15 protein-coding genes and 1 pseudogene are annotated in these 11982 nt (G+C 64.7%); 11 read left to right on the forward strand and 5 right to left on the reverse strand.

The genetic code is table 11. The features are described 5' to 3' along the window. A partial coding sequence (locus EOA24_RS13245) for an AraC family transcriptional regulator (protein ID WP_133374507.1) occupies positions 1 to 600 on the reverse strand: 600 nt, incomplete at its 3' end. 182 nt (positions 601 to 782) lie between these two features. On the opposite strand from EOA24_RS13245, the gene EOA24_RS13250 reads away from it, so the two are divergent. From EOA24_RS13250 to EOA24_RS13265, 4 genes are all read left to right on the forward strand, one after another. Beyond that, complete coding sequence (locus tag EOA24_RS13250) at positions 783 to 1205, forward strand: VOC family protein (RefSeq protein WP_126078212.1); 423 nt, start codon at positions 783 to 785, stop codon at positions 1203 to 1205. Between the two features lie 31 nt (positions 1206 to 1236). Further along, positions 1237 to 1599 carry a DoxX family protein gene (locus tag EOA24_RS13255; protein WP_126078211.1) on the forward strand — a complete coding sequence of 121 codons (363 nt, stop codon included), beginning with the start codon at positions 1237 to 1239 and terminating at the stop codon, positions 1597 to 1599. Between the two features lie 110 nt (positions 1600 to 1709). Next, the gene (locus EOA24_RS13260) at positions 1710 to 2162 is read left to right on the forward strand and encodes a hypothetical protein (protein WP_126078210.1); all 453 of its coding nucleotides are present in this window, start codon (positions 1710 to 1712) and stop codon (positions 2160 to 2162) included. Between the two features lie 16 nt (positions 2163 to 2178). Beyond that, positions 2179 to 2793, forward strand: a complete 615-nt coding sequence (locus EOA24_RS13265; protein WP_126078209.1) for a LysE family translocator — start codon at positions 2179 to 2181, stop codon at positions 2791 to 2793. Between the two features lie 57 nt (positions 2794 to 2850). On the opposite strand, the gene EOA24_RS13270 is transcribed toward EOA24_RS13265, so the two are convergent. The 3 genes and pseudogenes from EOA24_RS13270 to EOA24_RS13275 form a co-directional block, all read right to left on the reverse strand. Continuing rightward, the gene (locus tag EOA24_RS13270) at positions 2851 to 4110 is read right to left on the reverse strand and encodes an RNA polymerase sigma factor (protein WP_126078208.1); all 1260 of its coding nucleotides are present in this window, start codon (positions 4108 to 4110) and stop codon (positions 2851 to 2853) included. Positions 4111 to 4173: 63 nt separating this feature from the next. Beyond that, positions 4174 to 4509: pseudogene (locus tag EOA24_RS42990) on the reverse strand (YciI family protein); the annotation flags it as partial. Positions 4510 to 4682: 173 nt separating this feature from the next. Beyond that, positions 4683 to 5273: a TetR/AcrR family transcriptional regulator gene (locus tag EOA24_RS13275; protein ID WP_126083454.1), complete on the reverse strand. Its 591-nt coding sequence runs from the start codon at positions 5271 to 5273 to the stop codon at positions 4683 to 4685. Positions 5274 to 5377: 104 nt separating this feature from the next. On the opposite strand from EOA24_RS13275, the gene EOA24_RS13280 reads away from it, so the two are divergent. The 5 genes from EOA24_RS13280 (at position 5378) to EOA24_RS13300 (ending at position 8713) form a co-directional block, all read left to right on the forward strand. Further along, positions 5378 to 5926, forward strand: coding sequence for a DinB family protein (locus EOA24_RS13280; protein ID WP_126078206.1), 549 nt, complete (start codon positions 5378 to 5380; stop codon positions 5924 to 5926). Between the two features lie 383 nt (positions 5927 to 6309). After that, positions 6310 to 6708, forward strand: a complete 399-nt coding sequence (locus EOA24_RS13285) for a hypothetical protein (RefSeq protein ID WP_189342178.1) — start codon at positions 6310 to 6312, stop codon at positions 6706 to 6708. A 269-nt stretch (positions 6709 to 6977) separates the two neighbouring features. After that, on the forward strand, positions 6978 to 7574 hold the full coding sequence (locus tag EOA24_RS13290) for a glutathione S-transferase family protein (protein WP_126078205.1): 597 nt from the start codon (positions 6978 to 6980) through the stop codon (positions 7572 to 7574). A gap of 261 nt (positions 7575 to 7835) precedes the next feature. Then, positions 7836 to 8213, forward strand: coding sequence for a TfoX/Sxy family protein (locus EOA24_RS13295; protein ID WP_126078204.1), 378 nt, complete (start codon positions 7836 to 7838; stop codon positions 8211 to 8213). An 83-nt stretch (positions 8214 to 8296) separates the two neighbouring features. Further along, positions 8297 to 8713, forward strand: a complete 417-nt coding sequence (locus EOA24_RS13300) for a GFA family protein (RefSeq protein WP_126083453.1) — start codon at positions 8297 to 8299, stop codon at positions 8711 to 8713. 71 nt (positions 8714 to 8784) lie between these two features. Here the strand turns inward: EOA24_RS13300 and EOA24_RS13305 are convergent, their stop codons facing one another. Next, complete coding sequence (locus EOA24_RS13305) at positions 8785 to 9438, reverse strand: outer membrane protein (protein ID WP_126078203.1); 654 nt, start codon at positions 9436 to 9438, stop codon at positions 8785 to 8787. Between the two features lie 409 nt (positions 9439 to 9847). Between EOA24_RS13305 and EOA24_RS13310 the strand changes: the two genes are divergently transcribed. Both EOA24_RS13310 and uvrC read left to right on the forward strand, forming a co-directional pair. Beyond that, complete coding sequence (locus EOA24_RS13310; RefSeq protein WP_126078202.1) at positions 9848 to 10612, forward strand: SDR family oxidoreductase; 765 nt, start codon at positions 9848 to 9850, stop codon at positions 10610 to 10612. Next, positions 10609 to 11982, forward strand: a 1374-nt coding sequence (uvrC, locus tag EOA24_RS13315) for an excinuclease ABC subunit UvrC (protein ID WP_127409853.1), incomplete at its 3' end; no start/stop codon positions are given. The genes EOA24_RS13310 and uvrC, both read left to right, overlap by 4 nt.

Consider the following 11982-nt stretch of genomic DNA (forward strand, 5'->3'; position numbering starts at 1 on the left):
GTCGAGCGTCTTCGGACCATAGCCGAAAGCGTCCTCGAAACGCCGGCGCAGCGTCCGCTCGCTCATATGCAACTGGCGTTGCAGGAACGGAACCAGCGGCGTTTCCGGCGGCAAACCTTCGTGTATGACCTCGAAAGCCCGGCCCATCTGAGGGTCGAGCACAGCGCGTCCTTCCGTGTGCGCGCCGATCGTCTCCTCCAGGCGCCGAACCAGATCGGCGAGGTTGGGCGTCGCTCTGATCCGGTCTGAAAGCTCGCGGCTGCGCGTGCTCCACAGCTCGCCGAGATCAAGCCGTCCGCCGACGATTTCGCCGGCCGGCACGCCGAGCCAGCCCGCCGCCGCGCCTGGCCGGAAGCGGAAGCCCACGATCACCACCCCAGCGGCAGGCTGCTCGATCTGCGGCTCCTTGTCCGGGCCGGCGATACGGAAGCGGCCATCGATCCATTGCAGGTCGATCGTCGCGTCCGGCGTGATGACGATAGGGGGAACGGCCCGCTCGTCCATGCGATGGACCCAGACAGCGGAGAAGGCATCGGCCAGCCTGCCGGCGGCAGGCCGCTCCCGAAAAAAGCCGGTGGTCTGTGCCAGGACCGGTTCCATCTCCTCTCCGATCTGCTCCAGCGGGGTTGCCGGATCGGTGTGACGGTCATTTTGGCCGAAATGTTCAATGCCGGCCGCGTCATCCATGGCAAAACGGACGGAACTTCACGGCGCTTCACGCGCTCGCATCGGACCGCATCCGTTTGCGACTGTGGTCACGGATATAGAAAGGAGTGAGAGAAATGAAAGCTCGCATCACCGTATTGACGCTCGGCGTCGACGATCTGGAGGTCTCCCTCAAATTCTATCGCGACGGCCTCGGCCTGCCGACCGAGGGCATCATCGGCCGCGAATTCGAGCATGGCGCCGTCGCCTTCTTCGATCTCGCCGGCGGCCTGAAATTCGCCATCTACGAGCGCGCCAGCATCGCCTGGGATGCCACCGTGCCGCAAAGCGGCCGCAGCCCGACCGAATTGACCATCGGCCACAATGTCGGCAGCGAGGCTGAGGTCGACGCGGTGATGGCTGAGGCCGTCAAGGCCGGCGCGCGCGTGGTCAAGCCGGCGCAGAAGACCTTCTGGGGCGGCTATGCCGGCTATTTCCAGGATCCCGACGATCATCTGTGGGAGGTCGTCTACAACCCAGCCTTCATCCCCGAGGAGTGAACGGAGCCACGCACGTCGAGAGGAGATCGCCATGCTCGTTCAAATCGTTCAAGCGCTCGGCGCTCTCCTCATCGGCGGCGTGTTCGTCTTCGCCGGCATCGAGCATTTCCTCAAATTCGGGGCGATGCGCGACTATCTGGCCGCGCAGAAATTTCCGGCTCCGGCGCTGATGCTGGCCGCCGGTTCGACGGTCGAGATCATCGCGGGCTCGCTGCTCGCCGTTGGCGTGGCACGGCTGTTTGCCGCCGTCGCTCTGGCCATCTTCACACTGGCGACGAACCTCATGCTGCTGCGTTTCTGGGCTAGCGCGGAGCCGGAGCGCCAGGTGCTGCGCAACGCCTTCCTGATCAACATTGCCGTCATCGGCGGGCTGCTGCTTGCCGGCACTTACTGATCAACCGGCAAATCCGCAACGAAGCTTTGCGGAAACCATTGTTTTCGCGACCGCTTGACCGCCGCCAAGCGAATCCGCACAGTGCGTGCAACCGACCTCGAGAGGCTGTCATGACTCGCTTCGCCCATTCCGCTCTTGCCGCGCTGGTTGCGCTGTCCACTCCCTTTGCCGCTCCGCTGGGCTTCACCCAGGCGGCGCAGGCCGCCGACCTTTCGGTCTACAGCGGCGACGATGGCAGCGTCTGCGGCGAAAGCTGGGTGCTGAACAAGATCACCGACCGCTTCTCCTACCAGGTGCATCACGTGCCGCATCTGCCGGACGTCGCGATCACCGATTTCCGCGACATCCGCCAGCATCGCTACGAGCCGGCGAGCGAGGAATGGCCGATCGGCCGCCATTATTGCCGCGCCACCGTCAACCTGTCGGACGGCCACGACCGCTCGATCTTCTATCTGATCGAGGAAGGCCAGGGCTTTGCCTCGATCGGCGACAATGTCGAGTTCTGCGTCTTGGGCTTCGACCGCTGGCTGGTCTATAACGGCCGCTGCCGCGTGCTGCGCTGAGGCGGCGCTGACGGGCATGGATATCACGACGCTGCTTGCCTTCGCGGCGGCCTTCTTCGTGTTCGCCGCCAGTCCGGGTCCCGACAATATGACGATCGTCGCCCGCACGATCTCCAGCGGCGCCGCGTCGGGCATCGCCTATGGGGCCGGGACGGTGGTCGGTATCCTCATCTTTCTGGTGCTCGCCACCTTCGGTCTGTCGATCCTCGCCGCCAAGATGGCGGTCGTCATGACTGTGCTTCGCTATGGCGGTGCGGCCTATCTGATCTGGATTGGCATCAGGTTGTGGACCGCCATTCCCGTGGTCCCGGCATCGCAGCCGGTATCGAACCGGCGCGGCTTGCTGGCGACCTTCGCCGCCGGCATCGCGCTCAACCTCGGCAATCCGAAGATGCCGCTGTTCTATGTCGCGTTGCTGCCCAATGTGGTCGGCGCGTCGCTCAACACAGGCGATCTTGGCGTGTTGGCGACGGTGATCCTGATCGTCGAGGCCGTGGTCATCGGCGGACATGTCCTGCTCGCCGGCCGAGCCCGCGGCCTCTTGCGCACACCAGCGATCGTGCGCCGCGTCAACCGCGCCGCCGGTGGCGTGATGATCGGCGCCGGCGTGGCCGTGGTCGCCACGCGCTGAGAGACGCCGGTTCAATGGCAGGCGATAGACAGCTGAGGTAGGCGCTGTCCCGCCGGCCTATCCTGAGTTGGCTTCTCCACGACCAGCCCGCGCAAGCAACAGCGCCCGTTCCCGCTCATTGCCGGCCAACCCGGCGGCGCGGCGGAATTCGGCGCGGGCTTCGTCTATCCGTCCGAGCTTCGCCAGAAGATCGCCGCGCACCGTGGGCAACAAATGCGTATCCTTGAGCCGAGGTTCGTCCCGCAGCGCGTCGGTAATCGCCAACCCTTGCGGCGGTCCGAACGCCATGCCGGCAGCGACCGCCCGGTTGACCTCGACGATGGGCGAGGGCGCTGCAAGCGCAAGCGCCTGGTAGTATGCCGCGATGGCGATCCAGTCGGTGTCGGCCGCGCTCACGGCGCGTGCATGGCAGGCGGCGATCATCGCTTGCAGCTGATAGGGGCCAGGTGTCGGCGTCAGCGCCATCGCGCGGTTCAACCCATCGAGGCCGCGCCGGATCAGCGACCAGTCCCAGCGGCTGCGGTCCTGGTCGAGCAGAAGGACCGGGTTGCCCGCTGCGTCGATGCGGGCGCCAAAGCGCGACGCGCTGAGCTCCATCAGGGCCACCAGGCCGAGCGTCTCGGGCTCCTGCGGCACCAGGGCCGCCAGCAGACGGCCGAGGCGCATGGCCTCGCCGCAGAGATCCGTGCGCAGCCAGTCCGGTCCAGCGGAAGCGACGTAGCCTTCGTTGAAGATCAGGTAGATCACCTCCAGCACGGCGCCGAGGCGCTCGCGCCGCTCCTGCCCGCGCGGCATCTCGAAGGCAATGCCGGCTTCGCGCAGCGTTCTTTTGGCGCGCACGATACGCTGGGCGACGGTCGCCTCCGGCGCCAGGAAGGCGCGTGCGATCTGAGGCGTCGACAGGCCGCCGAGCATCCTGAGCGCAAGCGCCGCGCGCTGTTCGGGCGCCAGCACTGGATGGCAGGCGGTGAAGATCAGCCGCAACAGATCGTCGTCTATGTCCTCGTCCAGCGCCGCCTCGATGTCGGGCATCTCGCGCTCCAGCTCGGCGAGGTCGACGGCCAACTGGCGATGCTTGCCGTCGATCAGCACGGTTCGGCGCAGCCGGTCGAGCGCCCGGTTGGTGGCGACCCGGGTCAGCCAGGCGGCCGGATTGTGTGGAATGCCTTCCCCAGGCCAGCGTTCCAGCGCCAGCACGAAAGCATCCTGCACCACCTCTTCGGCCAGCCCGACATCGCGCAAAAAGCGGGTGAGCCCGGCGGCTAGCTTTGGTTGCTCTATCCGCCAGACCGCTTCGATCGCCGCCGTGGCGATCAACCCTTCAGCTCGCCGAACCCTTCGGCGGCCTTCTGGACGTCCTCGGGAATCGTTCATCTCAAAAACGCGCCGGATTTCGATGACGTCGTTTTCTCCGGCCGGACAGCGCCGCGCCCATTCCACGGCTTCCTCGGGCGAGCGCACGTCGATCATCCAATAGCCGCCGAGCACTTCCTTGACCTCCGCGAACGGGCCGTCGGTAACGGTGGGCTTGGCCCCCTTGAAGGAGACCCGTGCGCCCGAGGACGGCGGATGCAGCCCGTCGAGCGCGAGCAGCACGCCGGCGCGCTTTAGCTCTTCATTGTATTTCATCATCGTCGCCACGGCTTCCGCTTCGGGCCTGACGTCGGGAGCCGCGGTCGCGTAGCCGCCGGGGATCATCAGCATCATGAAACGCATCGGTGTGTCGTCCTTCGTTGTTTGGTTGCAATGATACGACGAACGGGGATCGGCGGAATCGACAGGCGATGCGAATTATTTGCCGGCGACCGTGCGAAGCGGCGTAGCGGTACGCGAGCCACCGCAGGCCTCGTCCACTGGCGCCGTCCCCGGCTGCCTTGCCGCCCGACAGGTTAGATAGCCCGGCTACCTGACAGATAGGCCGAGATCAGCTCGACGAGCTGCTTCTGCAGTTCCGGCGCGTCGAGCATGTTGCGCCGTGCCGCGTTGTGGATCACGCCCTCGACCGCCGAGGAGAGCACGCGCGCCATCGTCTCAGTGTCCTTGCGGCGCTTGCGGTACTGCGCGACGGCCGCGGCGTAATGTTCGAGATAGCGCGCCTGGAACGAGGCATGCGCGGCGCGTGAGCCGCGGTCGCCCGGCGCCTCGTCGAGCAGCACCTGGTGCAGCGTCGGATGGATCGAGTGCGCGCCGATCATGCCGCGCACCAGCTCGCGCGCGAATTGCCTGAGCGGCTTCTCCTCCGCCGACGCTTCGCGAATCACCGACAGCACATGATCGAAGTGACGGCGCCGGATCGCTTCGACCAGAGCGAGCTTGTCGGGAAAATACTGATAGAGCGAGCCGATGCTGACGCCCGCGGCCTCGGCCACCTTGTTGGTGGAGAAGCCGGCCCAGCCGAGCTCGCTCAGAACGTGAGCACCGGCTTCGATGATCGCCTCGACGGTGGCGATCGAACGCGCCTGGCGCGGCTGCTTGCGCATGCGCGCGGCCGGCTTTGCAATGCGAGTAGACATGCTGGCCCGTCTCCCGAGAATATGAAGAGGATACTCACATTCATTTCGCCAACGCAAATGGAGCCACGAAGATGAGCGCCAAGACCTTGCTGAAGGGCCTGCTTGCCTATCAGGCCTGGGCGAATGACGAGCTCTTGGAGACGCTTGCCGGATTGGATCCCTCCCGCGGCGCGGCAGAGCGACACGCCGCGATCCGCCTGATGAACCATATCCATGTCGTGTCGCGGATCTTTGCCGCGCATCTGGAGGGCGTGGCCCACGGCTATGCGGGCGACAATGCGCCGGACACGCCCGAGCCGCACGTGCTGCGCGCCAACCTCGTCGAGGTCGATCGCTGGTATCTCGACCATCTCGAAACCATTTCGGAGCAGGCACTTGCCGAGCCGATCGCCTTCACCTTCACCGATGGCGACAAGGGCTGCATGACGAGGCAGGAGATGCTGACCCATGTCGTCCTGCACGGCGGCTATCATCGCGGCGAGGTCGGCCGAATGTTGGCCGGGATCGCGGTCTCGCCGCCCTGGGACACCTACGCCGTGCACCTGCACCGGGTCGAACCGGCGCGCCGCCTGCAGGGCGGACGCAAGCCGGCAGAGATCGCCGGTGGAACTGGAATATGAGCTTTAAGCTCGCTTTCAAACGCGTAAGCTTTGACCGCCTCGCGTGGCCGATTCATCTGTAGATGTTTTCGCTGGACAAGATGAAGCCGGTGTTCAGCGGCTGGTTCTCTATTGTGAGCACTCTGCTCACATTACGATATAAGCTTATGCCGCGAATGGATGGATCATCGGGTGATAGAAGCCACGCGAAAATCTGTGCGCCGGGCCTTCACTTCGAAAGTGACAGATTCGCTCACAATTTTTCGATGAGATGCATCTTCGTGTAACCAAAATTCAATAACTGAAAATCATTGTGTTGCTTCGCTGGCTAGACAGTCGCGAGTCAGATATGCATGAGCATGCCGGGTCACTCACGACCTTAGGCAAAACGCAAGGGGCATCGCATGGCAAAGACCACAACCAAGGCGCCGGCGGCGAAAGCGCCGGCAAAGAAGCCGGCAGCTAAGGCTGCCGCGAAACCTGCAGCAGTTAAGAAGGCAGCGGCACCGAAGGCAGCCGCCAAGGCTCCGGCCAAGGCAGCAGCGAAGCCGGCCGCGAAGGCCGCGGCAAAGCCCGCCGCCAAGGCAGCAGCAAAGCCCGCCGCCAAGGCAGCAGCAAAGCCGGCCGCGAAGGCCGCGGCAAAGCCCGCCGCAAAGGCAGCAGCCAAGCCCGCCGCCAAGAAGCCGGCAGCGAAGGCCGCGGCCAAGCCCGCCGCCAAGGCTCCGCTGAAGGCCGCCGCGGCCAAGGCTCCGGCAGCCGTCAAGAAGGCAGCTCCGGCGAAGAAGCCGGCCGCCAAGAAGTAATCGCGTAGCTTCGCGCGCGAACCGCAACGGCTGAGGGCGGGTGCTATTCAGGCACCCCTCTCGCCAATTCGGTGTCTGAGCGAGCGGAGTCGGAGCGGACGCTCCTCCTAAAGCTCCCGGAAATTTGCCGTCAGGCAAAACTTTCCGGGGGCTTTTTTGTTGCCGCGTCCGCGTCGGCAAGACGTGGCTAATCCGGATCGGCTTTGCTGGGCCGTTGCCCTGGAGGTTCGATTCGGTCAACAGTGCGGCAGACAACTGGGAAATCGATCATGCCGAAACTGCTCTATGCTTCCACGTCCCCCTATAGCTCGAAGGTCCGTATGGCGGCCGTCTACGCCGGCATCGCCATCGACCTCGTGCCGGTCAAGACGGAGGACAAGCCCGCCGAACTGATCTCGGCCAATCCGCTCGGCAAGATCCCGGTGCTGGTGCTGGAGGATGGCCGCTCGATCTATGACAGCCGCACTATTACCCAGCATCTCAACCGGCTGTCGAAGAACGCGCTGTTCCCGCGCAACCCCGACAAGCGGCTCGAGGCGGAAGTTCTCGAGGCGCTGGCCGACGGCATTTGCGACTGCGCGCTGTCGATGGTCTATGAGCGGCGGACGCGGCCGGAAGAGATGGTCTACCAGCCCTGGCTCGACCGCCAGTGGGGCAAGATCACCACCGCGCTCGACCTCATCAACGCCAACCCGCCCAAGTTGCCGAAGAAGATCACCGCCGGCCACATGGCGCTGCGCGCCACCCTTGGCTATCTCGCGCTGCGCTTTTCCGGCCAATGGGAGAAGGGCCGAAGCCGGCTCGTGCGCTGGGCCGCGAGGTTTGATGAGAAGTTTCCGGAACTGAAAGCAAGCGTGCCGGGGTGAGGCGCCTTTTTCCTTCTCCCCTTGTGGGAGAAGGTGGATCGGCGCGATAGCGCCGAGACGGATGAGGGGTGTTGGACGGAGCGAGCGCTGGTGAACTTGGCGCCATCCGAGACTGACCAAGGTGTGCGTCAAGCTGGAGCACCCCTCATCCGTCCGAGCTTCGCTAGGCCACCTTCTCCCACAAGGGGAGAAGGGGAAGCGAGCTTGAAACGCCACCCGCTTCCATGCTTGCCTGACATCATCCAAGTTGGAGTGGTGAGCATGGAAAGGCCCTCTACCAGCGTCGCGCCCGACCCGATGGTCGAGCGCTTGCGCGCCGCCCTCGGCAAGCGCATCTTCACCGAGCAGAAGATGTTCGGCGGCACCTGCTTCATGATCGACGGCAACCTACTGATCGGCACCTCGAAGCGTGGGCTGTTGGTCCGCGTCGGCAAGGACGCGCATGCGGCGGCGGCTGCTCGTCCCCATGCGCGTCCGATGGAAATGGGCGGGCGCTTGATGGAAGGCTACCTCCACGTCGGGCCGGAAGGCACGGCGAGCGAGTCCGAGCTCGCCTTCTGGCTCGATCTTGCTCTGGCCTTTGTCCAGACACTGCCGCCGAAGGACAAATCCACCAAGGTCGCAAAGAAGCGCGCGTAAGCCGCTGACTCGCCATTTTCCAAGCGGCGATGTGTCAGTATCGGCTGCGCCGGCAATGATGAACGCATGGCCAAGGGGAAGCGATGGCACTCAACGGGCACTGCATGTGCGGAGCGGTCACCTGGAGATATTCCGGCGACATCATCCGCAATCTGGTCTGTCACTGCGCCGACTGCCAGCGTGCCACCTCGTCTCCCTTCACCGCCTTCCTGGGGCTGAGGCCCGATGAGCTGAGCTGGGCCGGCGACATCAGGCACTATGAAAGCAGCACGGACACGTTTCGCGGCTTCTGTCCGTCCTGTGGCACCAGGCTTTACTTCCGCTCGACAAGATGGCCGTCGGAGATCCACGTTCACGCCGCCACCTTGACCGATCCGGGCGACTACCGGCCGGACGCCCAGGTCTTCATGCAATCGCGCTTGAAATGGCTGGACCGGCTGCCGTCGATCCCGACCCATGATGGTTTCCAGAGGCAGCCGGCGCGTCGGTCGGGCACCTGACGCCTTTCGGCCGGGCCAACAAAAAAAGCCGGGCGCAAGGCCCGGCTTTTCCGTGTCGTGGCTTCTACGACTTAGAACTTCATACCGACGCCGAAGGTGACGCGGTTGTCCTTCGACTTGACGTTGCCGAGGGCACCGAAGTCCTTGTCGCCGTAGTCGGTGTAGCGGTACTCGACACGGCCGAACACATTGTCGGTGATCTTGATGTCGGAACCGACACCAGCCGTCCAGCCGAGCATTCCCTTGCTCTCGTCGGTGGAGGTGACGCTATCCGTGATCTTCTGGTTCTTGGCGGCAAGACCGCCGGTGCCATAGAGCAGGATTTCTGGGGTCACGGCGTAGCCGAGGCGAGCGCGCAGCGACCCTTCGAGGCCGCCCTTGGCGTTGATGCCGGCGCTGTCGCCCTTGACGCCGTTGTAGCCGAGATCGGCTTCAGCGCCGTAGACGAAGTTGTCCTGCTGCCACTGGTAGCCGCCGAAGACGCCGCCGATGAAGCCCTTGGTCTTCACGTTGACGCCGGCGTCACGAGCATCGGCATGGCCGCTGAAGCCGTAGCCGAGGCTGATACCGGCATAGGGGCCGGCCCATGAAGCAACCGGAAGCTCGGCAACCGGGGCGGGAGCCGGCGGCTCTTCGGAAACGACGTCGGCCGCAAAGGCGGTACCAGCAAAGGCGAACAGCCCGAGCGCGGCGGCAAGCGGCGCGAATTTGAGATTGGTCTTCATTATATACTCCTTAAGCCACAAGACACTTAGGCTTGCTTGTTCATGAAACGCCCCGGCCCGTCCGGGGGGATAAACGAGCCTGGCGTTTAACGGTTCCGAATGTCGTGCTGAAATGCGGCTGAAGCGAACCTGAACTTGGGTCATTCCCGGGCGCGAATGAGGCCGAAAGGTGACGTTGCATCTTCGCAACAGCGAATGTCAGCAGGCTAATCATGTTGCGCTGCACATCGCTTGGTTCAAGGGGTGCAGCGACATATATTGCCGGCAATGGCTTCCCGAATCCGGCGGGGGGAAGCGCATCCGGGCCGCTTCGCCACATTCCTGCCCAAGGTGGAAATGGCATTTAACGCTTGGCCCGTCATATTGTGCCGGCTTCCCGGAATCGTGAAGCCGATTGAGGATTGACACCATGAAACAAGCCACGGCCGTCGCGCTGGTGACGGGTGGAGCAAGACGGATCGGCAAGGCGATCGTCGAGGATCTGGCCGCCAATGGCTTCGCCGTCGCCATCCATGCCAACCGTTCAGGCGCCGAGGCCGAGGCGCTGGCGGGGAAGATCACGGGCGAGGGCGGCCGCGCCGCCGTCGTCGCCGCCGACCTCACCGACATGGATGCGGTGGGTGGTCTCATCGGTCGCGCGCAAGCCGCGCTCGGGCCTGTGACGCTGCTGGTCAACAACGCGTCCCTGTTCGTCGACGACAGCGTCGATGATTTCGACTGGCAGGCCTGGGACCGCCATTTCGCCATCCACCTGAAGGCGCCCGCGCTCTTGGCGCAGAATTTCGCCCGCGCGCTGCCGCAAGGCGAGGAGGGGCTGATCGTCAACATGATCGACCAGCGCGTCTGGCGGCCTACACCGCGCTATTTCTCCTATGCGCTGTCGAAATCGGCGCTGTGGACGCAGACTGAGATGCTGGCGCAGGCGCTCGGGCCGCGCATTCGCGTTAACGCCATAGGTCCCGGCCCGACACTGAAGAACAAGCGCCAGGACGACGACGATTTCGGCAAACAGGTCGAGGGCCTGATCCTGAAGCGCGGCCCGCAATTGCCTGAATTCGGCGCCACGATTCGCTATCTCTGGCAGGCGCGCTCGGTGACCGGCCAGATGATCGCGCTCGACGGCGGCCAGCATCTTGCGTGGCAGACGCCCGATGTGACAGGCATGGTGGAATGAGTCCCGCAGTTCAAAAACACAGACGCAACGGCGCCGCCGACGACCTGCCCCCCGATGTCGATCTCGACGTCGAGGACGAGGCGGCTGAGGAGATCGTCGAACCCGAGGCTTTGCCGACTGGCCCCGATGTCGCCTTCACGGCCATCGACTGGACGCCGCATGCCGGCGATGCCGACGGCATGGTCGGCGCCGAGGTGATCCAGACCTTCGTCAAGCGGCTGCCCAACCAGCCCGGCGTCTATCGCATGATGAACGCCGCCGGCGACGTGCTCTATGTCGGCAAGGCGCGCAGCCTGAAGAAGCGCGTCACCAACTACGCGCAGGGGCGGTTCCACACCGCCCGCATCGGCCGCATGGTGCGCGAGACGGCGACAATGGAATTCGTCGTCACCCGCACCGAGATCGAGGCGCTGCTGCTCGAGGCGAACCTCATCAAGCGGCTGAGGCCTCGCTTCAACGTGCTGATGCGGGACGACAAGTCGTTCCCTTATATCCTGCTCACCGGCGACCATGTCTCGCCCGGCATCTACAAGCATCGCGGCGCGCGCTCGCGAAAAGGCGACTATTTCGGCCCCTTCGCCTCGGCCGGCGCGGTTGGCCGCACCATCAATTCGCTGCAGCGCGCCTTCCTGCTTAGAAGCTGCACCAACTCCTTCTACGAGAACCGCACGCGGCCTTGCCTGCTCTACCAGATCAAGCGCTGCGCCGGTCCCTGCACCGGCGAGATCTCGCATGAGGGCTATGCCGAGCTGGTCGCGGAGGCCAAGGATTTCCTCTCCGGCCGCAGCCAGAAGGTGAAGACCGAAATCTCGGCCGCCATGCAGCAGGCTTCGGCAGAGCTCGATTTCGAGCGCGCCGCAATCTACCGCGACCGGCTGGCCGCGCTCTCCCATGTGCAGGCGCATCAGGGCATCAACCCGCAGACGGTGGAGGAGGCCGACGTCTTCGCCATCCATCAGGAGGGCGGCCAGACCTGCATCCAGGTGTTCTTCTTCCGCACCGGCCAGAACTGGGGCAACCGCGCCTATTTCCCCAAGGCCGATCCGGCGCTGGAGCCGGCTGAGGTGCTGGGCTCGTTCCTGGCGCAGTTCTATGACGACAAGCTGCCGGCGCGCACGCTGCTTCTGTCGCAGACCGCGCAGGAGCAGGAACTGCTGGCGGAAGCGCTGTCCACCCATGCCGGCCGCAAGATTACGATCTCGGTGCCGCAGCGCGGCGAGAAGAAGGACCTGACCGATCACGCGCTGCAGAACGCCCGCGAGGCCCTCGGCCGCAGGCTGGCCGAGACCTCGACCCAGGCGCGGCTGCTGCAGGGATTCGCCGAGACCTTCGGCCTGGTAAAGCCGCCGGTGCGCATCGAGGTCTACGAC

This window comes from Mesorhizobium sp. M2A.F.Ca.ET.039.01.1.1, assembly GCF_003998035.1.
GTDB lineage: Bacteria > Pseudomonadota > Alphaproteobacteria > Rhizobiales > Rhizobiaceae > Mesorhizobium.

Bases quoted from the DNA above. Each gene is read 5' to 3' on its own strand.
- EOA24_RS13250 (WP_126078212.1), top strand. From the start codon at position 783: ATGAAAGCTCGCATCACCGTATTGACGCTCGGCGTCGACGATCTGGAG.
- EOA24_RS13255 (WP_126078211.1), top strand. From the start codon at position 1,237: ATGCTCGTTCAAATCGTTCAAGCGCTCGGCGCTCTCCTCATCGGCGGC.
- EOA24_RS13260 (WP_126078210.1), top strand. From the start codon at position 1,710: ATGACTCGCTTCGCCCATTCCGCTCTTGCCGCGCTGGTTGCGCTGTCC.
- EOA24_RS13265 (WP_126078209.1), top strand. From the start codon at position 2,179: ATGGATATCACGACGCTGCTTGCCTTCGCGGCGGCCTTCTTCGTGTTC.
- EOA24_RS13275 (WP_126083454.1), bottom strand. From the start codon at position 5,273: ATGCGCAAGCAGCCGCGCCAGGCGCGTTCGATCGCCACCGTCGAGGCG.
- EOA24_RS13280 (WP_126078206.1), top strand. From the start codon at position 5,378: ATGAGCGCCAAGACCTTGCTGAAGGGCCTGCTTGCCTATCAGGCCTGG.
- EOA24_RS13285 (WP_189342178.1), top strand. From the start codon at position 6,310: ATGGCAAAGACCACAACCAAGGCGCCGGCGGCGAAAGCGCCGGCAAAG.
- EOA24_RS13290 (WP_126078205.1), top strand. From the start codon at position 6,978: ATGCCGAAACTGCTCTATGCTTCCACGTCCCCCTATAGCTCGAAGGTC.
- EOA24_RS13295 (WP_126078204.1), top strand. From the start codon at position 7,836: ATGGAAAGGCCCTCTACCAGCGTCGCGCCCGACCCGATGGTCGAGCGC.
- EOA24_RS13300 (WP_126083453.1), top strand. From the start codon at position 8,297: ATGGCACTCAACGGGCACTGCATGTGCGGAGCGGTCACCTGGAGATAT.
- EOA24_RS13305 (WP_126078203.1), bottom strand. From the start codon at position 9,438: ATGAAGACCAATCTCAAATTCGCGCCGCTTGCCGCCGCGCTCGGGCTG.
- EOA24_RS13310 (WP_126078202.1), top strand. From the start codon at position 9,848: ATGAAACAAGCCACGGCCGTCGCGCTGGTGACGGGTGGAGCAAGACGG.